The 23,185-nt window shown below is 69.4% G+C and carries 18 protein-coding genes; 11 read left to right on the top strand and 7 right to left on the bottom strand.

Features of this window, described 5'->3' with window-relative positions; all coding sequences use genetic code 11:
* Positions 1–58: 58 nt before the first annotated feature.
* The 6 genes from FHR84_RS10850 to FHR84_RS10825 all read right to left on the bottom strand — a co-directional run bounded on the left by FHR84_RS10850 (position 59) and on the right by FHR84_RS10825 (position 9,454).
* The gene (locus FHR84_RS10850; protein ID WP_246300420.1) at positions 59–1,603 is read right to left on the bottom strand and encodes a pyridoxal phosphate-dependent decarboxylase family protein; all 1,545 of its coding nucleotides are present in this window, start codon (positions 1,601–1,603) and stop codon (positions 59–61) included.
* A gap of 446 nt (positions 1,604–2,049) precedes the next feature.
* Entirely contained in the window at positions 2,050–3,930 is a 1,881-nt protein-coding gene (locus tag FHR84_RS10845; protein WP_179535321.1) for a dynamin family protein, read from the bottom strand.
* 52 nt (positions 3,931–3,982) lie between these two features.
* Positions 3,983–4,327 (bottom strand): nucleotide exchange factor GrpE, encoded by a 345-nt coding sequence (grpE, locus tag FHR84_RS10840; RefSeq protein WP_218862639.1) that lies wholly within the window; start codon positions 4,325–4,327, stop codon positions 3,983–3,985.
* 281 nt (positions 4,328–4,608) lie between these two features.
* A complete protein-coding gene (locus FHR84_RS10835) occupies positions 4,609–6,144 on the bottom strand; it encodes a dynamin family protein (protein WP_179535319.1) in 1,536 nt (511 codons plus the stop codon).
* A gap of 216 nt (positions 6,145–6,360) precedes the next feature.
* Positions 6,361–7,431 (bottom strand): aldose 1-epimerase family protein, encoded by a 1,071-nt coding sequence (locus FHR84_RS10830; protein ID WP_179535318.1) that lies wholly within the window; start codon positions 7,429–7,431, stop codon positions 6,361–6,363.
* Between the two features lie 100 nt (positions 7,432–7,531).
* Positions 7,532–9,454, bottom strand: coding sequence for a glycoside hydrolase family 2 protein (locus FHR84_RS10825; RefSeq protein ID WP_246300419.1), 1,923 nt, complete (start codon positions 9,452–9,454; stop codon positions 7,532–7,534).
* Positions 9,455–9,853: 399 nt separating this feature from the next.
* Here FHR84_RS10825 and FHR84_RS10820 point away from each other — a divergent pair, with 399 nt between their 5' ends.
* The 11 genes from FHR84_RS10820 to FHR84_RS10770 all read left to right on the top strand — a co-directional run bounded on the left by FHR84_RS10820 (position 9,854) and on the right by FHR84_RS10770 (position 22,070).
* The gene (locus FHR84_RS10820; RefSeq protein WP_179535317.1) at positions 9,854–11,065 is read left to right on the top strand and encodes a histidine kinase; all 1,212 of its coding nucleotides are present in this window, start codon (positions 9,854–9,856) and stop codon (positions 11,063–11,065) included.
* Between the two features lie 159 nt (positions 11,066–11,224).
* The gene (locus FHR84_RS10815; protein WP_179535316.1) at positions 11,225–11,881 is read left to right on the top strand and encodes a response regulator transcription factor; all 657 of its coding nucleotides are present in this window, start codon (positions 11,225–11,227) and stop codon (positions 11,879–11,881) included.
* A gap of 111 nt (positions 11,882–11,992) precedes the next feature.
* The gene (locus FHR84_RS10810; protein ID WP_179535315.1) at positions 11,993–12,799 is read left to right on the top strand and encodes an HAD hydrolase family protein; all 807 of its coding nucleotides are present in this window, start codon (positions 11,993–11,995) and stop codon (positions 12,797–12,799) included.
* A gap of 180 nt (positions 12,800–12,979) precedes the next feature.
* On the top strand, positions 12,980–13,951 hold the full coding sequence (locus FHR84_RS10805; RefSeq protein WP_179535314.1) for an ABC transporter ATP-binding protein: 972 nt from the start codon (positions 12,980–12,982) through the stop codon (positions 13,949–13,951).
* Positions 13,952–14,082: 131 nt separating this feature from the next.
* Complete coding sequence (locus FHR84_RS10800; protein WP_179535313.1) at positions 14,083–14,832, top strand: ABC transporter permease subunit; 750 nt, start codon at positions 14,083–14,085, stop codon at positions 14,830–14,832.
* A 1,131-nt stretch (positions 14,833–15,963) separates the two neighbouring features.
* A complete protein-coding gene (locus tag FHR84_RS10795; RefSeq protein ID WP_179535312.1) occupies positions 15,964–16,491 on the top strand; it encodes a hypothetical protein in 528 nt (175 codons plus the stop codon).
* 107 nt (positions 16,492–16,598) lie between these two features.
* Positions 16,599–17,312 (top strand): tRNA (guanosine(46)-N7)-methyltransferase TrmB, encoded by a 714-nt coding sequence (gene trmB / locus FHR84_RS10790; protein WP_179535311.1) that lies wholly within the window; start codon positions 16,599–16,601, stop codon positions 17,310–17,312.
* Between the two features lie 547 nt (positions 17,313–17,859).
* A complete protein-coding gene (locus FHR84_RS23245; RefSeq protein ID WP_179535310.1) occupies positions 17,860–19,665 on the top strand; it encodes a histidine kinase in 1,806 nt (601 codons plus the stop codon).
* Positions 19,662–20,324: a response regulator gene (locus tag FHR84_RS10780; RefSeq protein ID WP_179535309.1), complete on the top strand. Its 663-nt coding sequence runs from the start codon at positions 19,662–19,664 to the stop codon at positions 20,322–20,324. The genes FHR84_RS23245 and FHR84_RS10780 overlap by 4 nt, the downstream gene beginning before the upstream one ends.
* Before the next feature lie 184 nt (positions 20,325–20,508).
* Positions 20,509–20,721: a hypothetical protein gene (locus FHR84_RS10775; RefSeq protein ID WP_179535308.1), complete on the top strand. Its 213-nt coding sequence runs from the start codon at positions 20,509–20,511 to the stop codon at positions 20,719–20,721.
* A 23-nt stretch (positions 20,722–20,744) separates the two neighbouring features.
* Positions 20,745–22,070, top strand: a complete 1,326-nt coding sequence (locus FHR84_RS10770; RefSeq protein WP_179535432.1) for an amidohydrolase family protein — start codon at positions 20,745–20,747, stop codon at positions 22,068–22,070.
* Positions 22,071–22,424: 354 nt separating this feature from the next.
* On the opposite strand, the gene FHR84_RS10765 is transcribed toward FHR84_RS10770, so the two are convergent.
* A complete protein-coding gene (locus tag FHR84_RS10765; protein WP_179535307.1) occupies positions 22,425–23,111 on the bottom strand; it encodes an SDR family oxidoreductase in 687 nt (228 codons plus the stop codon).
* Positions 23,112–23,185 lie beyond the last annotated feature (74 nt).

Here is a 23,185-nt window from a genome sequence, read left to right as displayed (position 1 = left end):
CGTGCTCCGGTTCGTCGTGTTCTCGGCTGGTTCGGCGCTGTTGGAGCTCGAACCTCGATCAGCTGGCTCGGCGCTGTTCGAGCCCGGTGGTGTCGTTCTCCTCCAGGTGCCGCCCGGCGTGTTCGGCGACGAGTTCGAGCACCTCGGCGATGTCGTCCCGGGTGGTTCTCGGGTTGAGCAGGGTGAACTTCAGGTGGGTGCGCCCGTCCACGACCGTTTCCGCGATCGCGGCCGCCGCCGATTCGTACAGCGCGCCGCGGGCGTGCAGGTTCGCCCGGTCGCAGAGCTCGGGATCGATGTCCGCCGAGGGGACGTAGCGGAACACCAGCGTGCTGAGCTCGGGGCGGGTGACCACTTCGAAGCGGGGGTCGGCGTGCAGGACCTCCCACGCCTGCTGCGCCAGGTCCAGCACGTCGTCGAAGAGCCCTCCCAGTGCGTCCGGCCCCATCGTTCGCAGCGTGAGCCAGAGCTTGAGCGCGTCGAACCTCCGCGTGGTCTGGATGCTCTTGTCCACCTGGTTCGGAATCCGCTGCTCCGCGTGGCGCTCCGGGTTGAGGTAGTCGGCGTGGTAGGTGACGTGCCGCAGCGTCTCCCGGTCCCGGACGAGCACGGCGCTGGAGCTGACCGGCTGGAAGAAGGACTTGTGGTAGTCGACCACGACCGAGTCGGCGTGTTCGATCCCGGTCAGGGACGGGCCCTTGCCGGAAACCAGCAGCCCGCAGCCGTAGGCCGCGTCCACGTGCATCCAGGCCCCGGAACGGGCGCAGCTCCCGGCTATTTCCAGGAGCGGGTCGATGCTGCCGAAGTCCGTCGTGCCCGCGGTGGCGACCACGGCCATCGGGATCAGCCCCCGGTCGCGGCAGCCGTCCAGCTCGGCGTCCAGTGCGGACGGGATCATCCGCCGCTGTTCGTCGCAGTCCACCGGGATCACCGATTCGGCGCCGAGGCCGAGCAGTTTGGCCGCCTTGACGATGCTGAAGTGGCTGTCGCGGGCGGTCAGGATCCGCATCCTGGACAGTTGCCAGCCGGTGTCCGGGTTCGTTTCCTGCCTGGCGAGGGCCTGTTCGCGGGCGAGCAGCAGGGCCTGCAGGTTGGACTGGGTCCCTCCGCTGGTGAAGACCCCGTCGGCCTTCTCGCCCAGGCCGATGCGTCCGGCCGTCCAGTCGATCAGTTGTTGTTCGATGAACGTGCCGCCCGCGCTCTGGTCCCAGGTGTCCAGCGAGGAGTTGATCGCCGAGCCGATCGCCTCTGCCAGCAGCGCGGGGATGACGACCGGGCAGTTGAGGTGCGCCAGGTAACGCGGGTGGTGGAAGTGGACCGCGTCGCGGAGGTAGACCTTCTCCAGTTCGTCGAGGGCCTCGCTCGTGTCCCGCAGCGGGGAGTCCAGGTCGATCCGCTTGGTTTCCGGTTCGAGCTGCTCGGGTTGGATTCCGGTGGTGGGCCTGTCCCGGCCGGTGAGCTCACCGATCACGCGTTCGACGCCCTGCAGGACCGATGCGCGGTAGGCGGCGGTGTTGTGCTCGTCCAGCAGGTTCTCGCGCGGATCCGCCTGCTGTGCTGGTGTTCCGGACGGTTCCTCGTTCTGGTAGGCGAGGAAACTCATGACCCGTCCTCCTCGGTGCTCGGTGTTGCGCTGATCGTTTCGGTGCCTGTGGCGGGTGCGAGGGGGTGTTCGGCGTGTGGTGAGCGCGAGCGGCACGTGTCCCTCGGTGCTCCGGACGGACGGTGTCCCGTGCTGCGGTGCGGTGGTGGGCGGTTCGTGGCACGACCTCCTGAGCAAGGTTAGCCTAACTTTCCGAGAACTTAGGCTAACCTATATCGAGCCCACTGTGGCGTGACAACGTTCACGTCCCGGGGTCATTTCGGCGGGGTCGTCCGAGTTCCGCCGCTCGAGCGGGGACAAGAAGAGGTGAGCAGGTCCTGTTCGGGGGAGCACGTGTTGTGCCGGTCAGGGGACGCCGCGTCACCGCCGAACACCTCGGTCGGGGGAGGCGTCGACTCGTCCACCGTCGTGCTTCGGGACCGGATCGCCGGGGTGACGACTCGGGATCAGGGGGAGCGATCGCGCAGCGCGCGGATCCGTTCCAGCAGCTCGTCCACTTTCTCCCCGCCCGTTCTCAGCTCCTCCAGCCGCCGGTCGACGGTCCGCAGCTGCCGGTTCCGCTCCGCCGAGTCCAACTTCAGCGCGCGGTCTGTCTCACGCAGCTCACCCTCGATCGCCTCGACCCGCCTGCCCAGCGCGTCGTCCAGTGCCAGGGCCAACTGCTGTTCGGCCTCGATGAGCTGTTCCGAGACCAGCTGCTCCAATGTGGAGCGCGCCTCGGCGATGGCCTCGGTCAGCCACTGCTTCATGTGCTGCTTGTCCGCCGCGTGTCTGCGCGTGCGCGCCATCCACCAGCCCGCGCCGAGGCCCAGCACGATGGTCACCGGCAACACCATCGGGTTCAACGCGCTCACACCGGCGCCGGCCAGCGGCAGCGCGGCGGCACGGCCGACCCCGAGGCCGCCGGACACCCCCATGAAGACCAGCAGCTTGTCCTCGGCCGTCGGCGGTCGTCTGTCCGGCCGCCGCAACGAGACCGGAGCTCTGTTCCCCCTGGTGAACTGGGAGCGGATCACGTTCAACTCGGCAGGGGAGAACAGCTCGGAGAGGCAGGACCCGGCCACTTCGTCCAACCGGGTGGACAACAGCTCGGCGATCCGGCCGGACACCAGCTGCAGGGCCGAGTCGACCTGCTGGGGGAGCTGTTCCAGGCGGTCCCTGTCGGCCGCGTCGATCTCGCGCCGAAACCAGTTCTGCACCTCGCGCACGCGGTCGGTGACCTCGTGATTCACCTCCACCCGCGCGCGTTGGACCTGCCCCCTGAGCCGCACCTGCCAGCCGCGCGTGGAGGACTTCCGCTCGGCCGTCAGCTCGTCACGCCGGCTGCGCAGCGACTCGGCCTCCTGCTCCCCCGAGCTCAGCGCGCGCCTCTCGGCCTCCAACCTGGACACGAGCTCGTCCAGCACCGTGGAGAGACCGCGCATGGTGTTGGCCTCGCCGAGCATCGCCGAGTGGTCCGCGAGCAGCTGACGCAGCGCGGAACGCAGCTCCGCGATCCCGGAACGCTCCCACAGCGCCTCGGCCTTCCGCGCGTCCGGCGTCCGGCCGGCCAGTTCGGCCATGCGCGCGGAGACCGGGTGGAAGGGCGCTTCGGCGAAGCGGGGGGCGTGGGCGGCGAGCAGTTTCCTGTTCTCCTCCAGGACGCGTCGCCACCCCCGGTGCTGATCGGTCTTGGTCAGCGCGAACAGCACGGTCTCGACCCGGTCGCTCACCCCGCGCAGGAAGTCCAGCTCGCCACGTCCGAGAGGCGCCGAGGCGTCCACGACGAACAGCAGCGCCGTCGCCGAGGCCGCGGCCTCGGCCGCCAACTCGCCGTGGACCGACTCGAGCCCGCCCACACCTGGTGTGTCGACCACCGTCAGCTCCTCGAGCAGCTCGATCGGCGCGTCGACCCTGATGTAGCGGGTCGGGAGTTCCCCGCTCGGGGCCTCCCCGGTGCCCGAGACCCGCTCGCCAAGCTCATCCATCCCGAAGCGGAGCGGGCCGTCGCGCGCCGGATGGCACGCGTACCCGGCCCACTCGGAGCCGTGCTGAAACCACAGGTAGGTCGAGGTGGTCGCACCCGCGTTCACCGGAGAAAGGCCCTGCTCGCCCAGCAGTGCGTTGACCAGTGAACTCTTGCCGCGGTTGGTCTCCCCGACCACGACCGCGCTCGGTGTGCGCGGCCGGTCGGCGCGAATCCGCTCCACCCACTCGGCCGCTTCCGGATCGACCTCGCGCAGCAGGGCGGACAGGGACTCGCGGGTCTGCTTGACCTGGGTGGGCAACTGGGCCGCGGCCGCCACGTCGGCGCCGGGCAGTTGGTCGATCGGGGAGTTCGACGACATGGGTTTCCTCGGTCGAGCAGGGTTCGGACGGATGCGGCCGTTCGTGGAGTGGTCAGCCGGGCGGAGCCTCCGCCGAATCCAGCCGGTACACCACCACCACAGGGGGGCGCAACATGCGGCCGCGATCGGCGAACCCGAGAGTCTCGGTCTCGGCTATGAGGCCGTCCAGCGTGTGGTCCGCGGTGTGGACCGTGCCGCCGGCCTCGTGCCGGGACGGGTCGAAAGGCTCTCCCCGTGGACGCAACGCCGTCACTCCGATCGAGCTCATGCCTTCTTCCAGGCGTTCGGTGACCCCGGTGCTGCGTGCCCTGTCGTAGGCGTACATGCACAGTCGGATCAGCGTCTCCCGCTCGGCCAGTGCCCGGCCCAGCGGATCGACGAGTGGTTCGTTGCTCAAAGCGGCCATGTGCTTCCGAATTCGGTGTCGTCGTCTCGCACGCCGATCATCGGCGGGACGGTCTTCGAGGACGGTCGGGAACGATGTGCGTGCCTGGTCGCCTCCGACGCGAACGCGGCCTCGTCGGTTCCACCTTCGGGTGAAAAATCCCGAGGTCGGAGCCCTGGTCACGGAGCGCGGACCGTCCGCCCACCCTGAGCGACCGGAACCGCCGCGGAGTCTCCCGGCTCCGGTGCTCCCGGTGCCGAAACTCCGCCCCGGCGGCCCGCGCCGACGGAGTTCTACCGCAGTTGGCGCCACATCAGGAAGTAGGCACGGTGCACCACGTGCGCCACCCGGCTCTGGGCCGGGGTCGCTCCCAGCGAGGCGAAGGAGCGCCACCACTTCGCCCGCTCCAAGGCGAACTCGGTCATCCGCTCGACGGGGGCTCCCGGCATCCCCAGCCTTTCGGAGAAGTCCTCGGAACCGCCGAGTCGCAGAACCTCGTCGAGCAGGTCGGAGGGCAGGGTGACCGTTCCGGCCGAGATCATCGTCAGCGCCTCGAGCAGCCTGAGCTGGTGCGCCTGCGGCTGGGTCAGCAGTCCCTCCATCGCGGCGTGCAGCCGCTCGCGCTCGTTCGGGTCCGTGCAGGACTGCGCCACGGCGGCGACCGAGGCGAGCCCCGCGGCGGCCTTGATGCCGTCAGCGCGGCCGCGGAACACCGCGTTGAGCCTCGTGAGCAGTGTGGACAGACCGGATGCCTCGTGCAGCTCGCTCCGCAGCCGTCCCGCGGTGATGTGCGGATCGGCGTCGATCTTCTCCAGAGCGCATCGGATACCGTGCAGATCCAGCAGTTCCAGCAGCCGTGCCCGGGCGTCGGCGGGAACCGCGCACTCCCACTCGGTGAAGAGGTCGGCCGAGATCAGCATGGTCCGTCTCGTCGACTCGTCCAGCGCGGCCAGCCGGTGCAGCGTTTCTGCGTCGGAGGCGGTGAACTCACCGGCCTCGGACGTCTCGGCGAGGAGCCCGATCAGCGGCAGCACGTCGGCGACACGTGGTTTGAGCTGCCGTTCCTGGTCCGCGGCCAGCGCCCGTGCCGCCGTCCACAGCCCGCCCTCGCCGCCGCGCACCGAATCCGGTTCGATCGTGTCCGCCTTGTTCAGCACGCCGATCGCGTTGACCGGTCCGGAGGGACGACCGCCCGTGGCGGCGTTGAACGCGGACAGGGCCTGTCGGTCGTCGGCCCGCACCGACTGGGTGATCACGTGGAGCACCGCCTCGGCGCCCGCGACGGCTTCGTGCGAAACGGGATCGAGCCGTTCTGGGCCTTCGGAGCGCCCGGCCCGCTCCGCGGTGCCGAGCACGGCCTCGGTGCGGGCGACCGAGTCGTCGTCCGGGGAACCCAGCCCGGGGGTGTCGATCACGGTCAGGTCGCGCAGCACGGCGTTGGTCAGGTACGCCTCGACGTGCGACACCCGCTCCAGGCGCACCCCTAGGTCGGTGGGGATGGCCCCTCCGGCGGTGAACGGCAGCGAGTACTTGTTCCCGTCGAGCAGGACGACCTCGAGCCGATCGACCGTCCCGTACTGGAACCGGGTGACCACCTTCGTGCACTCGCCCACGTCGGTCGGTGCCACCCGGCGCCCGATCAGGGCATTGACCAGTGTGGACTTGCCCGACTTGATTCGCCCCACGACGGCGAGTTGCAGCGGCGCGCTCAGCCGGTCGAGCACCTCGCCCAAACCGGTGGCGGCTCGTTGCCCGACACGGGGACGCAGTTCCTCGCACAGCCGCGCCACGGCGGCGGAGATCGGGCCGCGCACGTGGTGAGTGGTCAACCCCGTTCCTTCACGGATCTCTCGTGCTTCCTCCTCGGGCCGTTCCCGTCACCCAGCCGGTGTTCTCGGGCGGGCGGAAACGGCTCGGAAGAGTCTAGAGGGACCCCGCGGCTCCGCGCGTCGCCAGGCGAGCAACGCTCTGCGGGCAACCGCCTTGCCGATTCGCGGGAACCGGAAGGCGGTTCCCGGACAGGGCCCTGCCCCGCGGCCCGACGTTCAGCCCGTTGAGCGCAGCCCCCACGTCGCGGTGTGCCGCTCGCCCGGCCGCAGAACACGTACGGCCTCACCGGTGACGAACGCGTTCGGCGGGCAGGTGTTCGGTTCGACGGTGATCCCCGACCTGGCCGGTTGCCCGCGGTCCTCGCTCGGGGCGTCGTCGGTGTAGACCTGCAGGTAGCCGTAGGCCTCGTCCATCCAGAGCAGCACCTCCCGGCCGTCCTCCAGTCCGAACTGCACGACCGCGTGCCCGTCGCCGTCGCGCGCGAGGTCCTTGAACGCGGTGTCCATCTCGGTCGCACCGATCTCGCGCTCTTCGCGGAAGTCGTACTCCGTGCCGGACACCGCGGCGGTTCCCGTCGGGATGAGCCGGTCGTTGGTGCGGTAGTACGTCTCGGCGGGCAGTCGCAGTCCCATCCGGTCGGTGCCGCCGGGACCGGCCGCCAGGTAGGTGTGGTTGGCCCAACCCACGGGGGCCGCGGCACTTCCCCTGTTCTCGGCGGTGAGCGTGCACCGCACGCCGTGTCGGTCCACCGCGTACTCGATCGAGAACTCCACAGAGAACGGGTAGCCGTACTGCGGGTGCAGGAGGTACCGCAGCCGCACGCTGTCGGCCCCGTGGCGCACCGGCTCCCACTCGACGAAGTTCATCAGGCCGTGCAGCGCCGCCTGCCTGGACGGTTCGTTGATCGGAACCTGGAGCCGCTCACCGCCGAACTCGTAGGTTCCCCGGTCGATCCGGTTGGGCCAGGGGAGGATGGTTTTCCCCTGGTATCCCTCGCCGGGGTCGTTCGGCTCGTGGGTCAGCAGCATCTCGTCGCCGCCCACCCGCCAGGACAGCAGGGTCGCGGCCACTCCCGCCACGACGGCGCGGTTCCGGCCCGAACGGATCTCGTAGAGCCTGCCGTTGGCGGTCTGCTCGTACCGGTCGTGCCCCGGACCGCGATGTCCGGGCACCGAGTGCGCGGCGGCGGACCCGGCGCCGAGCGCCGTTGCCGCGGTGGTCGCGGTGAGGGTGGTCAGCGCGCTGCGCCTGCTCCAGCCGCGCCCCGCGGTGTCGGAATCGCTCATGAACGTCCTTTCCGGTCGAACCGTTCGTGTCGTGGATCGGCGTTGTCCGGTGGTGCCCTCCCGTTCCGCTGGGCCGGCCGGGCGGCGCGGGGGCTCGGCATCACCGGACTCGCGGGGCCGGGCGAGCAGCGCCGCGGCTGCCCACCCGGCCCGGGGCGCGGGTGGCTCGGGGAGTTCCGGCGTCGATGATCGCCCGGTTGGACTCGCGGATGGAGTCCACATCGGGTTTGGTGACCTTCCTGTCGTAGGTCATCAGGCCGTTGACCTCGTTCTCCACGTCCGATACCTGGGTGTAGACCGCCGCCGAGATCCCGTTCCGCTCGATGGCTCCGATCAGGTCCTCGGAGAGCCGGTCGTAGCGTTCGGTGAGCTCGGAACCGTTGTCGGTCATCTCGTAGGCGTGTGGCTCACCGGGCCAGAGGTGGCCCTGCTCGACGAGCCCGAGGCCGCCGTACTCGCCGTCCACGGCGGCGCGGTCGGCCGTGGCCGTCGGGGTTCCCGGGCCGACGTAGGTGTGGTCGTCGTAGATGTCACCGGCCCCGGTGTCGGGCAGCGAGTTGCAGCAGTTGACCCCGCTGGAGGCGTCGACCAGCCTGTCGGGATCCCGCTGTTCGATCTCGCGCGTGACGCGGGCGGTGTCGAACTCGCCCCAGCCCTCGTTGAACGGCACCCAGGTCACCAGCGAGGTCACGCTGTCGAGCTGGTCGACGACCGCTTCGGTCTCGGCCTCGAAGTTGGCCCGGGCCTGCTCGTCAGGGGGCCCGTTGGTGCCTCCCACCCCTGCGGAGAGGGAGGGCATGTCCTGCCAGACCAGCATCCCCATCCGGTCGGCCCAGTGGTACCAGCGCTTCGGGGCGACCTTGATGTGCTTGCGCAGCATGTTGAAGCCCATCCGCTTGGCCCGGGTGATGTCGTGGCGCATGGCCTCGTCGGTGGGGGGAGTGTGCAGCCCGTCCGGCCAGAACCCCTGGTCGAGCATTCCCTGCTGGAACAGGATCTCGCCGTTGAGCGCCATCCGCTGTCTGCCCTGCGAGTCGGTGGTCAGGCCGATCGAGCGCATGCCCGCGTAGCTGTCGACCCGGTCCAGCTCACGTCCGGAGGCGTCCAGCAGGCGCACCGTCAGGTCGTAGAGGTAGGGGTCGTCGGGGCTCCACAGCCTGGGCTCCGGCACCGGGGCCTCCACCGTCGCTCCCGCCTCCGTGCTGGTTCGTGAGACGGTCTCGCCGTTCTCGTGGGAGACCACGGTTTCGACGCGGGCGGCTTCGGACCCGCGTACCTCCGGTTCGAGCCGGAAGATCCGCGAGTCGAGCCGCGGAGTGATGTTCAGCTCGCTCAGGTGGGCGTCCGAGACCGGTTCGAGCCAGACGGTCTGCCAGATTCCCGAGGACCCGGTGTAGAAGATCCCGCCGGGCTGGTTGCTCTGCTTGCCGACCGGGTAGGAGCTCTCCTCGTTGGTGTCGGTGGCGGCCACGGTCACCCGCTGCCGCTTGCCGGGGCGCAGCGCGTCGCTCACGTCGAGCGTGAACGAGGTGAACCCGCCCTGGTGCGAACCGACCCGCCTGCCGTTCACCCAGACGGTGGCCTGCTGGTCGACCGCTCCGAAGTGCAGCAGCAGCTCGTCACCGCGCCACGAGCGGGGGACCTCGAACTCGCGCTGGTAGAGCATGTGGTCGTCGTGGCGCTGGACGCCGGACAGTCCCGACTCGACGGGGTAGGGGACGAGCACTCGCTCGTCGAGGCGACCGTGCCTGTCGGGCGGGGTGGCCCCGCCCGCGTACCTCCACTCGCCGTTGAGGTTCTTCCAGCGCTTCCGCTTCAGCTGGGGGCGCGGGTACTCCGGCAGGGCGTTGTCCGGTCCGACCTGTTCGGTCCACGGCGTGGTCAGCGGTGGGTCCTCCGGGGTCCACTGCTTCGGGGGAGCGGCTGCCCCGGCGGGCACGGCCCCCAGGGCGAGGGTGCTCGCGAGCACGAGTCCGCCGAGGCTTCCGAGGAGCCGTCCGCGGGCGGGCCGTCGTGATTTCATCGATCCTCCTCGCACGACATCAGGTGGCTCTCGCCCGGTGAGCGGTCGCCGCGGCCGTGGGACGCGGGAGCACATTCGGCAACAGAGAAGAACACAACCGGACGTCAGTCACCATCAACGAACATTGGTGTCGCAGAACACACCCCGCGTCAACACCGTCGGGCGAGAATGCTCCGCCAGGAGCAGTTCGGGGAGTCCGAACGGCCGTACGGCGCCGACCGGGGGCGAAATATCACTGAGCCGGGTGAGGGAGCGCTGCTCGGAACCCGCTCGGACGAGCGGAAGCCGGGCGGGACGTCGCCCCCGAGAGGGCGCGCGGTCCGCCCTGCTCCGGTATGACAGGGGTCTCGGCCGCGGAACGACGCGTCCGGACAGCGCAACGGGCTACCGTGGGTGGACGTGCGGAGACTGAGCCTGTGGATGCGCGCCCACCCGAGCGCGGGGGACAGCACGCTGATGCTGTTGGTGCTGCTGGCCGAGATCATGCGCGGCACGCTCGGCGACACCGTCGCCGACTCCCCCGCCCCGTTCTGGGACGTGCTCGCCGGGGTGCTGCTGGTCCTCCCGCTGGTGCTGCGGAGGACCCTGCCGGTGCCGGTCGCCTACCTGATGCTGCTCGGCCTGCTGGTGCAGCTGGTCACGCAGCAGGACATGGTCACCCGCCCGGCCGCCTTCGCGGCGCTGATCATGCTGTACACCCTGGTCGCCTACGTGGGCAGGAGCGCGGCCGCGTGCTATGCCTGCGGCGTCGCCGTGACGTGGCTGGTTCCGCCTGCGCTGCTCAGCGAGCCCCACGTGGGAACGCCCCTCGTGTTCTTCGCGATCCAGCTGGGGCTCGAACTCGGGTTCTGCTGGGTGCTGGGCGAGTACGTCGGCGCGCGCAGGGCGTACCAGGAAGCGACGGAGAGCAGGCTGCGCAGCCTGGAGTTCGAACAGGACCAGCAGGCCAGGATCGCGGTGGCCGAGGAGCGCAACCGCATAGCCAGGGAGCTGCACGACGTGCTCGCGCACTCGGTGAGCGTGATGGTCACCCACGCCGACGGCGCCACCTACGCCGTTCGGCGGAAACCGGAGCTGGCGGAGCAGGCTCTGGAGACCATAGGGAACACCGGCAGGGACGCCCTGAACGAGTTGCGGAGCCTGCTCCACGTGCTGCGCCACCCGGAGGAGCGGGACGACACCGGGGGTCGCTCCCCCCAGCCCGGTGTGAACGGTGTCCGCGACCTCGTGGAACGCGTTCGTGCGCTGGGACTGCCGGTGACCCTGCGGATCAACGGGGAGCTGGATCGGGTCCCGACCGGACCGGGGCTGGCCATCTACCGCATCGTGCAGGAGTCGTTGACCAACGTGCTCAAGCACGCGGGGTGGAACGCGACGGCGACGGTGTCGCTGGAGGAGGGGGGCAGCAGCATGCGCATCGAGGTGTCCGACAGCGGGGCGCGCGGTGTGCTGGCTCCGCAGGCGTCCGGGGGCAACGGCGTCATCGGGATGCGGGAACGGGCCACCGTCTACGGCGGGAACCTCGAGGCGGGGCCGAACGCCGACGGTGGTTGGTGCGTGCGCGCCGACCTCCCGCTGGAGGGGGAGCGAGCCGTCTCCGGGAACCCGTAGCCGAAGCCTTGCGCCCGTTCGACTCCGGTGGCGCGCCGGTGCTCCTCGGCGCGGCAGCGCCGGAACGGCCGCTCCCGGAGCGAGAGCCCCCGGGAGGTTCCGCCACCCGCACCCCTGAGCGGACCGGGACGACCGAGTCCTGCGTATAGGCTGACCGGCATGGTTCGCGTGGTACTGGTCGACGATCAGGAACTCATGAGGGTCGGCCTGCGCATGGTGCTGGACTCCCAGGAGGACGTGCAGGTGGTCGACGAGGCCGAGGACGGGGCCTCCGCGGTGGACAAGGCGCGCGAACACGCTCCTGACGTGGTGCTCATGGACGTTCGGATGCCGGGGACGGACGGGGTGCGCGCCACCGAGCTCATAGTGGGCGAGGACCTGGCCAAGGTGCTGGTGATGACCACCTTCGATCTCGACGACTACGCCTTGTCCGCCCTGCGGGCCGGGGCGAGCGGTTTCCTCCTCAAGGACACTCCGCCCGACGACCTGGTTTCCGCCGTGCGCTCCGTGCACGAGGGGGACGCCGTCGTCTCGCCCAGCGTGACCAGGCGGTTGCTGGACCGCTTCCTCGGGGCGGCCGGGGGTGAGCTCCGGGACGACTCCGTGCTGGAAGTGCTCACCGACCGCGAGCGCGAGGTCCTGGTCAACACGGCCCGGGGGCTGTCCAACGGCGAGATCGCCGAACGCATGCACCTCTCCGAGGCCACCGTGAAGACCCACATCGGGCGTGTGCTGTCCAAGCTCGAACTGCGTGACCGGGTGCAGGCCGTGGTGCTCGCCTACGAGACCGGTCTGGTGCGTCCCGGTGGCGAGTAGCTCCACCTCCGGAGGGTCTCGCCAGGGGCCCTCCGGGCGGTTGTTCGGCACGTTTCGTGCGACGTCGCACGTTCCGGCTGCGGCGGTGCGCGTGATGGATAGGCTGCCGGTGTGACCGCAACATCCAGTTGGAAGCCGCGTCTGGTCGCGCTCGACGTGGACGGGACCATGCTCGATCCGGCCACGCGGGCGATATCCGCGCCGGTACGGAAGGCCGTGGCCCGAGTGGCCGCGGAAGCTCAGGTGGTCGTCGCCACCGGCAGGAGCATGCTCGGAGTCCTGCCCGTGCTCGACGAGCTGGGGATGAGCTCCGGGGACGCCCTGTGCTCCAACGGTGCTGTCCGGGTCGACGTCGCCACGAGGGAGGACGTCTCGGTGGAGACCTTCGACCCGCGGCCCGTTCACGAGCGGCTGAGCCTCCTGCTGCCGGGGGCGTTGTTCGCGGCTGAGCAGGTCGGTGCGGGAAGTCTGGTCACGGAGCCCTTCGCCGAGGGCGAGCTGCACGGGCCCCAGTGGCGCAGCGGTGTCCCCGAACTGCTCGCGAGCCGCGTCCCCCGGTTCATCGCGAACTGGGCCGGGCACTCCCCCGCAGAGGTGTGGGGAAGGTTGGAAGGGGTGGAGCTGCCCGGCTGCATTTACACGATCGATCACTACGAACCGTGGGTCACGGTCGTCCCGGACGGGGTGACCAAGGCCGCATCCCTGGAGAAGTTGCGGGTCGAACTCGGGGTGGGCTCCGAGGACACGCTCGCGGTCGGTGACGGGGACAACGACATCCGGATGCTGGACTGGGCCCGGCACGGGGTGGCCATGGGGCAGGCTCCCGCCACGGTGCGGCTGTCCGCCGACGAGGTGACCGGTGCGGTCACCGAGGACGGTCTGGTCACGGCGCTGGAGCGCTGGTTCCCGCTCGGTTGAGCCCGCCGGCCTGGCCGCGCCCCGAGAGTGTCCGGGGCGGAAGTACGACTTGAAGACTATTCGGTTTTAGACCGAAGGTTGACGCGCGCGCCCCCGATCGTCGGGCAACCTGGCGTGTGGCATGGGGCCGGAACTCGGATCGTTCGTTCCGGCCGTCACCGAGTCCGTCCAGGAGTGAAGATGATCGAGGCTGTGGGCCTCACCAAACGCTACGGTTCGACGGTCGCGGTGAACGATCTGTCGTTCACCGTCAAACCCGGCAAGGTGACCGGTTTTCTCGGTCCGAACGGCGCCGGCAAGTCGACCACCATGCGCATGATGCTCGGACTGGACCGGCCCACGGCGGGCGAGGTCCTCTTCGACGGCAAGCGCTACACCGACCTGAGGAATCCGCTGCGCACGGTCGGAGCCCTGGTGGACGCGAAATGGGTTCACCCGAACCGTTCGGCGTACGCGCACCTGAAGTGGATGGCGCGTTCCAACGGAATCCCCACGAAGCGAGTGGACGAGGTGCTGGACACCGTCGGGCTCACCGAAGTGGCACGCCGCAAGGCCGGCGGTTTCTCGCTCGGCATGTCCCAGCGTCTCGGGATCGCGACGGCTCTGCTCGGCGACCCGGACATCCTGATGTTCGACGAACCGGTGAACGGCTTGGACCCCGAGGGCATCAACTGGATCCGCCGGTTCATGCAACGGCTGGCCGCCGAGGGACGTACCGTCCTGGTTTCCAGTCATCTGCTCTCCGAGATGGCGCAGACGGCCGAGGAGCTGGTGGTGGTCGGCCGCGGGAGGCTCATCACCCAGTGCACCACCGAGGAGTTCGTGGACAGCACCAGCAGCTCCTCCGTCAAGGTCCGTGCTCCCCAGGCGGAACGGTTGCGGGAGGTGCTGACCGCGCAGGGGATGGCGGTGGCGCCCCCGGACTCCCGTGAGCCCGACAGCCTGCTCGTCTCCGACTCCACCACCGAGCGGATCGGCGAGCTCGCGGCGGGGCACGGTTTCGTGCTGCACGAGCTGTCCGCTCAGCGCGGTTCGCTCGAGGACGCGTTCATGCGGATCACCGGGCAGGACGTGGAGTACCGCACCGGATCACCGGAATCCGCTCTCCCGGGGGACGCGGGCGACGGGGCGCTCGCGGCGGCCGACAAATGAAGCGGAGCTGAGCCGGTGGCCGACTCGCCACCGGTCCGGTTTCGCCGATCCACAGTTCACTCGTTCACGGGGCGGCGGTTCGGGTTCGCGCAGCGAACTGCCGGCCCACACCTTTCCAACGGGATTTTCGTATGACATTGATCTCAGTCGAACGTATGAAGCTTTTCTCCACCCGGTCCCCGTGGTGGTGCATAGTCACGGCATTGGGGCTGACCATCGGGTTCGCCGCGATGTTCGCGTCCCAGGTCCAGGACACGGCCCCGATGAGCGTCGGGATGACCCAGCGGGGCGCCCAGTTCGGGCTCATCGTGGTCATGGTGATGGCGGCGCTGGCCGTGACCACCGAGTACCGGTTCGGGACCATCCGGGCGACCTTCCAGGCGATGCCCAACCGCGTGGCCGTCATGCTGGCCAAGACCTCCGTGGTGGCGGTGCTGGCCTTCCTGATCGGAGAGCTGGCCGCCTTCGGTTCGTGGGCCGCGGGGTGGCTGCTCACCTCGGACCAGGCTCTGGTGCTGGACACGGCGGCCGAATGGCGGCAGGTCGCCGGAGTGGGGCTGGTGTTCGCGGGTGCCGCGGTCTTCGCCCTTTCCGTCGGTGCGCTGGTACGCCAGACGGCCGGTGCGGTGACGCTGGTCATGATCTGGGTGCTGCTGGCCGAGTCGTTGATCCAGCTGCTGCCCACCATCGGGGACGACATCTACCAGTGGTTGCCGTTCGCCGCGGCGTTCAGGTTCATGCGCGGAGGTGGGGACTCCATGATGAGTCAGCCCGTCTCCGAGATGCCGATCGGACCGTGGGCCTCGCTGGTCTACTTCCTCGCCATCACGTTGGTTCTGCTCGTGGTGGCCTTGGTCACGGTTCGCAAGCGTGACGCGTGAGCACCACCGTCAGTTTTTCCTTCCCTCGGGTGAGGAAAACCCGAACTTCGACCGTTTTGTCATCAGGCGGTTACTCGAACGAATGTGCAATACGTCTGTTCGGGTGAACATTTCACGCGAAGGAAAAACAAAGCTCTCCATGTGACTCCGCGCTGTTACCGATCCCGGGGGAGAGACTGCTCACCCCGGCCGATAAGATCACGGTAACTGGTCCGAGAGGGACCACTACAGGCGTAACGATCCGCTGTGCACTCTGTCGGGGTGAGTCCTGGCACAACCGGATCGACCGGCTGTACGGGCGCTTCGGGGGTGCCTAACGGTCGGGACGGGGGAGGGCCAGGGCTGTCATTCGGGGGACGGCCCTGGCCCTGATCACTTCTGGTGGGGCTTCGCCGCGCAACCCCGTCCATCGGCCGATCACCGCGGAATTCGAGCACGCACGCCCGGTGTCGAGCGCGCGCAACTCTTCGCCCGGCGACAGCTACGCGCCGAAGTCCGCTGTCCGGCGCGACCCGTGGGTCACCACCCGAGGCCGGGGCGCCAACTCGCGAGCCCGCGGGAGGTTCCGCCGACCGAGTACCCGGGAGCTCGCGCGGGTTGGTTTGCTCGGCCGCGTGGGTGGGGAACCCCGGTCGGGGGCTCGCTGCGGGATCCGCCCACATCGAGCAGGAACCTGTGGCCACGCGCCGGCTGTCCTCGCGAGACCCGCGCCTGAGACACCCCGGCGGTGTCGGTTGCGCAGGTGGCGGCAAGCGGTTTCGCCGCTTGCCCGAATACCGGCCAAACCGAGCGGTTGCTCGCCCGAACCGCGCGGCCACTGGGACAACCGCGACGGAGAACCTCGGCGAGCACTGTGCGCGCTGCTGTGATTACGGTTCGATTGGTTCTGCGCTACTATCGATGGCCCCCATGCGTGAGGGTGGGGCCGCGGTTCGAGAGGTTGTGTTTACCTCTTGTGTCCGTGGTAGTTCGTAAAGTGAGTGGTGCGATCCCGAACCAGCGCCGTTTCCGGGGCGCATCCCCTGGGGGTGCTTGCCGCGAGTGTTCGTCAGACCCTCTCGCGGTGCTCGCGGAGGAAGGTGAATTGTGGTTCTTTCGAGTGAGTTTTCGTCGCATGAGCAAAAAGCGGAGGTGAGCGAGGACGAGGAAAACGATGTACGGCTGATTCCGATACCTCGCCTGGAGTGGTCACTGGCTACCGAGCCGGTCCCGTCCGCGGACGAGGCCACCTCGCCGGCATCGGTGCGGTGCGGGTGGGTGCACACCGCACCGGAAGGACACGTGCTCGAGCTGTTCCGGCGACTCGACGGTTCGGCAGGGCGACTACCGGTTCCCTGGTGGTTGCGCGCCTTGGAGCGGGGCCAGATCTCCACGCGCGCGGAGGGCTTCGAATTCGAGGACGCCGTGCACTCCCTGTTGAGCAAGCGGCGGGGCTGGATCTTCGTGCCGTGGTCGACGGCGGGTGAGATAGGTTACTGGGAGTACACTCCCTCCGATCGCCCGCCGATGACCGTCCCGACCACCGTCACGCTGACGGACCAGCACCCGGGATGGCTCAACATCGTCCCGGCCCAGGTGGACAGCGGTAGAACGGTCCCGGTTCCCGAGCCGGGGATCGACGGGCTGTCCGGGTTCCTTCCGCGCATCGAGTCCTGGTGATCCATTGCGGACGGCGAGTTCGGCCGGGCTGTTCGAAGGGTGATCGGATGCCCGGCAGTGCTGGTCGAACTCGGAGACCGGAGTCGAGTTTGCGATACTGACCTCCCGTGAGTGCTTCCGACCAGCAGGTTCCCCATCGGCGTACGGTTGTCAGCTACGTGCGGCGCGGTGAACGGATGACAGCCGGGCAACAACGTGCCTGGGACCGGTATTGGGACGAGTTCGGCTGTGAGGTGTCCGAACTTCCCGAGGGGTCACTGGACACGACCGGTTGGTTCGGCCGCTCCGCGCCGCTGGTTCTGGAGATCGGCTCCGGCATGGGGGAGACGACAGCGGAACTGGCCGCAGCCCGGCCGGATCTCGACCACCTCGCGGTTGAGGTGTACAAGCCGGGGTTGGCGCAGTTGCTCCTGCGTGCCGAGAAAATGGGAATCGACAATCTCCGCCTGCTGCGCGGTGACGCGACCGTGCTGTTGCGCGAGCACATGCCTCCGGGGTCGCTGGCGGAGGTGCGGATCTTCTTTCCCGACCCCTGGCCCAAAAAACGTCACCACAAGCGTCGGCTGGTTCAGCCCGAGTTCGTCGAACTGGTGGCCTCGAGGCTGCGGGAAGGAGGAGTGCTGCACCTGGCGACCGACTGGCAGGACTACGCCGAGCAGATGATGGAGGTCTGCACCGCCCGGCCCGAACTGCGCAACGGTTTCGCCGATCATCCCGGTGGCTGGGCGCCGCGTCCGGAGTGGCGACCGGTCACCAAGTTCGAAGAACGTGCTCATTCCGAGGGGCGAGCGGTGCACGATCTGATATTCGAGCGTCGCTGACGCCGTTTCGACGTCTGATCGCTCCGAAGGCTGTGGAAAGTGGCTTCGCCGCTTGTACGACGACCGACTCGGCCGAGCGAGCACTCGCCCGAACCGAGCGGGCGCTCAGCGGCTCTGGAACCCCTCCCAGAGATCGGGCAGGACTGAGCTGAGCGCCATCAGCACCAGTACCGTTAAAGCCAGGGCCGTTCCCAGAACGGTCAGTACGGTTGTCAGCACGGGGGCCTTCTTTCGGAGTGCGTGGACGGTGCGCGGGTCGGGGGCTGTACGAGCTTTCCGCGTGGAGTCTCGGTCGTTTCTCCTGAGCTGCCACACAGAGCTTGGCTCTCCGGAGGCGTGTGTTGCATCGGCCATGTGGTTGTCACTGGTGACCGATCGGACAACAGTGGCTTTTCCGAGTTCGTCGGCGCGGTCCGCGCGGGTGAATCCGCGGCGGTTCCGGCTGCTCGGGCGGTGTTCCGCCGCCGTCGCCCCGGGGTGATCGGGTTCGTGCGGTGCGGGGACGCGCCCGGCGGAGCGCCACCGGGGTTCGTCTAGGGTTCGTGCAGTGCGCTACCAGACGGATTTCGACATCGTGGGCCCGCGCGCTCGGCGGGAGCGCCTTCCGGAGCACGCGCGTCGTTTCGCGGCCGTCGTCCGAAGCCAGTGGATCTTCGCCGCGCTGTTGTCGATCACCTGGTGCGGGGAGGTGCTGCTCGTCGTCGAGCGGGGCGGGGCGGCTTGGCCCGGGCTCGTCGTTTCCGCGGTGCTGGTGCTGCTCGCACTGGTCGCTCCCCGCCGTCCCGTGGTCTGCGGACTGCTCGGTGCGAGCTTCCTGGTGCTGGCCACCGCGCTGACCAGGTTCGCGGGGGTCGAACCGGGGCCGGGCGTGCTGCGACACGTCTCGTTCGCCGAGAACTTCGCGGGGATGTTGCTCGTGCTCCACTCCTTCCGGGAACTGTCCAGGGTCAAGGCCGTCCCGGTGACCGCGTCCCTGGTCGCAGCGTGCCTGCTCGCCGTTTTCGCGCGTTCGCCCGCCGGAGAGCCCTCCGGCATCTCGTTGGTCCGCGTGGTCGAGGTCGGGTTCCTGCAGCTGGTGCTCGCGGTGGGAACGGGCCTCTACCTGCGCGGCGGTCGGCACCGACCGGCCACGCAGCACCCGACGGCGGTTCTGCTGCGCAAGCACTGGCCGATAATCGCCGTGCTGTCCGTGCTGCTGTTCTTCCAGCTGTTCTCCAGCGAGTTCGGCGTGGTGCCGCTCGGCAGGGTGATCCTGTTCACGAGCAGTCTGATCATGGCCGTACTGGCCGTGTTCGCCCCGATGCGACCGTTGCAGGCGGCCCTGTTCGGCGCCGTGAACCTGTTCCTCACCGTCGGGTTGACCCTGCTCTTCGGGATCGAGGGCAACACCTACTTCCTCGGTGCCCTTCCCCTGCCCGTCATAGCCTCCGGGATGCTGCTGGTCGCCTTCGCGGTGCGTCTCCGCCCGGCGCGGGAGGCGGCCGTCGCCACGGCGGCACTGGTTTCGGCGGCCGTCGCGGGCGTGGTTCTCATGCCGCGGGAGCTGTACGGCAACGCGTCCCAGGCGATTCTCAACCCGCTGTTCATGGGGGGTGTGCTGCTGGTGCTGTCGGTGAGCACGGGGATGTACTTCCGCGCCCGCGACGAGGAGCGGTCCCGGGGCGTGAGCGCTGCCGTGGCCGACGCGCAGCACGCCGAACGGATGGCGCTGGCCCGCGAACTGCACGACGTGGTCGCGCACCACGTCACCGGAATCGTGGTGCAGGCCCAGGCCGGGTTCACGGTCGCGGAGCGGAACCCGCAGGCGGCGCGCGAGTCGCTGGAACGGATCTCGGCCAGCGGTACCGAGGCGCTCACCGCGATGCGGCGGTTGGTGGGCAGCATGCGCGATGCCGAGTCGTCGGCTTCCGGGGGGATCGGCGGGCACCCGAGCACGGACCTGCGAGCGGACCTGCGCGAGCTGGTCGAGCGCGACGGCGCGGCCGGCACGGGGGTCGGGACGCGACTCGAGGTGGAGCTGGCGACCGAGGTCCCGCAGGAAGTGGCGCGCTCGGCTCTGCGGCTGGTGCAGGAGGCCGTCACGAACTCCGAGAAGCACGGCCGCGACGTGTCGGTGGTCGACGTCACCGTGCGCACCGTCGCCCGGGAGCTGCTTGTCCGGGTGGAGGACGACGGTTCGCCCGGTGGTGGGAGTCCGGCCGGAGGCTCCGGGGGATACGGTCTCGTTGGTATGCGGGAACGAATCGAGCTGCTCGGCGGCACGTTGGCCGCGGGGCCCGCTCCGCGGAGCGGTTGGCAGGTCGAGGCCCGGCTGCCGCTGACCGAGTCGGAAGCGGGGAGAGGACGGCCATGATCCGGGTCCTGATAGCCGATGATCAGGAAATGGTGCGCGCCGGTTTCCGGATGATCCTGGACGGCGAGGAGGACATCGAGGTCGTCGGCGACGTCGGCAACGGGGACGACGCCCTGCGGCTCGCGCGGGAGCTGCGTCCGGACGTTTGTCTGATGGACATCCGGATGCCCGGGACCGACGGGTTGGAGGCCACCCGCCGGTTGGCCGGGTCCGGGGTGAGCGACCCGGTGCGGGTCGTCGTCGTCACGACCTTCGACCTCGACGAGTACGTCGCCACCGCGCTCGCCAACGGGGCCAGTGGTTTCCTGCTCAAGGACGCGGGCCCCGCGCTGCTGGTCGAGGCCGTTCACGCGGCGGAGCGCGGGGACGCGATGGTCTCGCCCCAGATCACCGTCCGGTTGCTCAGGCACTTCAACGGAGGAGCCCCTTCCGGAGGAGCGCGCGAGTCGGACCGGCCGAGCGACGAACTCACCGAGCGGGAACGGGACGTGGTTCGCGAAGTCGCAAGCGGACTGACCAACACCGAGGTGAGCGGTCGGTTGTACATGTCGCTGTCCACGGTGAAGTCCCATTTGGCCGCGGTGCAGGGAAAGATCGGTGCGCGCAATCGCGTCGAGACCGCTGCCTGGGCGTGGCGGACCGGTTTGATGGCCGATTGAGGCCGTTGCCGGACCGGGCCGGTTCGGCGCGGGGGCGGCACGGGGAGTTCCGGGAGCGTTCGGGCGGGGGGTGACGGCTCGGCCGATGAGCCGAGTTCCCCGCCGCGTGTTCTGACCGATAGTAGGAGTTCGCCCGGCCGAAGAGCCGAGGTGTGCGGAGCTCCACCGGCCGCATGCTGGGCCCATGACACAACAGCTGCCGATTGGTTCGCCGCTGCCGAGCGCCGTGGTTCGGGAACGGCTCTTGCGGTCCGGGGCCGTGCCGATCCGGGGTTCGCGTGGTGTGCGTCCGTATTCGTGGTTCGGCTGGGACAACGTCGTTTGTGCGCTGCTCGTCGTCGGCATGATCACCGCGGGGTTGGTTATGTTCCAGGTGGTGAACTCGATCGGGCCCTGATCGGTGAGAATGTGGATATGCCGATCGCTCGACGTCTGCGTGCCCCTCTGGTGCTTCCCTGCGATCCGCGGTGTTCGGTGCTGCGAGACGCCGTCGTGGACATCGACGAGCAGGGCAGGATCTCCCACTGCGGTCCGCGGGAACAGGCCCCCGAAATCGACCCGGGCACAGCGGTGCTGGACTGCGCGGGCATGTTGCTGCCCGGTCTGGTGAACGCCCACGCGCACAGCCCCATGACACTGCTGCGGGGGATGGGCGGGGACATGCCGTTGCTCAGGTGGCTCCGCGAAGTGGTTTGGCCCGCGGAGTCGAAGCTCGGCCCGGAGGACATTCGGGCCGGGATGAGGCTCGGGAGTCTGGAGATGTTGCGGTCGGGGGTCACCACGAGCAGCGAGATGTACTTCTCCGGCGAGTCGGTCGCCGAGGCGGTGCTCGAAGTCGGTTCGCGCGCCGTGATAGCTCCGGCGGTGATCGCGACGCCCGACCTGGGCGAGCTCGGCGGTTGGCGGCGAATGGTCGAGGACATCAGCCGTTGGATCGACACGGACGGACTGCGCTTCGGTCCGGGGGAGCGGATAGAACTGGCCTACGGCCCCCATTCCGCCTACACCCTTCCTCCGGAGGCCCTGCGCGTCATCGGGGAGCAGGCTCGTGAACGCGGCGCTCTCGTGCACACCCACGTCGCCGAGACGGCCGACGAGGACACCGAACAACGCCGCTCCTACGGGTCCGTCCCGAAGTTGCTGGCCGAACTGGGGGTGCTGGACGGAAGGGTGCTGGCCGCGCACGGAGTGCACCTGGACGAGGAGGACATCCGCGTCCTGGCCGAGAGCGGTGCCGGAGTGGCGCACTGCCCCGGTTCCAACGCGAAGCTGGCCTCCGGGACGGCGAGGCTCACCGAACTGCTCGAAGCGGGCGTTCCGGTGGGGCTCGGTACCGACGGGCCGTCCAGCAACGACGACCTCGACCTGTGGGAGGAGATCCAGCTCGCGGGGATGTTCGCCAGGCTGAGCACGGGGGACGCCACCGCGCTCGGTTCGGCTGCCGCACTGCTGGCCGCGACGCGCGGTGGAGCCCGAGCTCTGCACCGGGACGACATCGGCGCGCTGGAGAGCGGGCGCTGGGCCGATGTGGTGCACGTGGACACGGACAACCCGGCCTTCGTGTGCGGTGTGGACACCACGGACGAGCGGATTCTGTCCAATCTCGTCTGGGCGGCCGGCGCGGAGTGCGTCCGCGACGTGTGGGTGGCCGGTGAGTCGGTGCTGCGGAACGGGGAACCCACCGGCGTCGAACGGGCCGAGGTGCAGGAGGCCGCGCGATCGGCCGCCAAACGGATCGAAGGCTGACGGAGGTTTCCGCGCGAGGGGCTCTCCGTCGGTGTCCGCACGGATTCGGGCGAGCGCTCGCTCGGTTGGGCCGGTAGTCGGTCAAGCGACGCAGCCGCTTGTCACCACCCGATCAACCGGCACCGCCGAGCAAACCGATCCGCGGGCCCGCCTGCGGAACTTCCGGCGAAGGGCTTCGTCCGGCGCGGGTGCTTCGGCCCACGTCGAGCACGGCCCCCGGTGCGTGGTTCGGATGCGTTGCGAGGCGGCAGGGCACGTGGTGTAGGCCGCTACTCGGGATGCCCTGCAACGCAGCGAGGCGCCGACTCGCGTGACGGCTACCCGGCCAGCTCAGCAGAGTTCCGCTGTGAGTTATCAGTCGTTCGGACGCAGCACGATCTCCGTCATGTGGGCGTCCGAACCGGCACGGACCGTGGAGACGACGGAGTCGGCCACCGACTCCGGCCGCAGGTAGCGCTCCGGTTCGAAGGAGCCGCCCTCGGACTCCCGTACCTCGCGCTGCATGTCGGTGGCCACGCGTCCGGGGAAGACGGAGGTGACCCGGAGTCCGTTGGCGGACTCCTCACCGCGCAGCACGTCGGCGTAGGCCCGCAGGGCGAACTTGCTGGCCGCGTAGGAGCCCCAGTTCGGCTTCGCGGCCAGCCCCGCGCCCGAGTTGACCAGCACGACGTGCCCGGAGGCGGCGCGCAGCGCGGGAAGCAGGGTCCGGGTCAACTCGGTGACCGCGAAGAGGTTCAGCTCGAAGGTGCGCCGCCACGAGTCCACACCCGTTTCGGAAACGGAGCCGATCTCGACCATCCCCGCGCTGTGCACCAGCACGTCGAGGTGGTCGATGCCCGCGGCCGCTTCGGCGATGCCGTCGTAGTCGGTGAGTTCGGCCGGCCACGGCTGGGATCCGGGGATGTCCTGCGCCATCTTGTGCAGCGCCTGTTCGTCCCGCCCGCCGAGCAGTACGTCGTGCGTGTCGGACAACGAGCGGGCCACGGCCGCCCCGACTCCGCGTGAAGCGCCCGTGACCAGTGCTGTCGGTCGTGAAGTCATCATCGATACAGTAGCGCTCTCCCCAACGGCACCGCCGCGTCCCCCGGCAGTGGCGTGCGGTGTTCCGGCGGTGT

The sequence above is a fragment of the Actinopolyspora biskrensis genome (assembly GCF_013408175.1).
GTDB lineage: Bacteria > Actinomycetota > Actinomycetes > Mycobacteriales > Pseudonocardiaceae > Actinopolyspora > Actinopolyspora biskrensis.
Note: the sequence above shows the minus strand (reverse complement) of the source record. Positions and strands in the feature narration are given on the sequence as shown.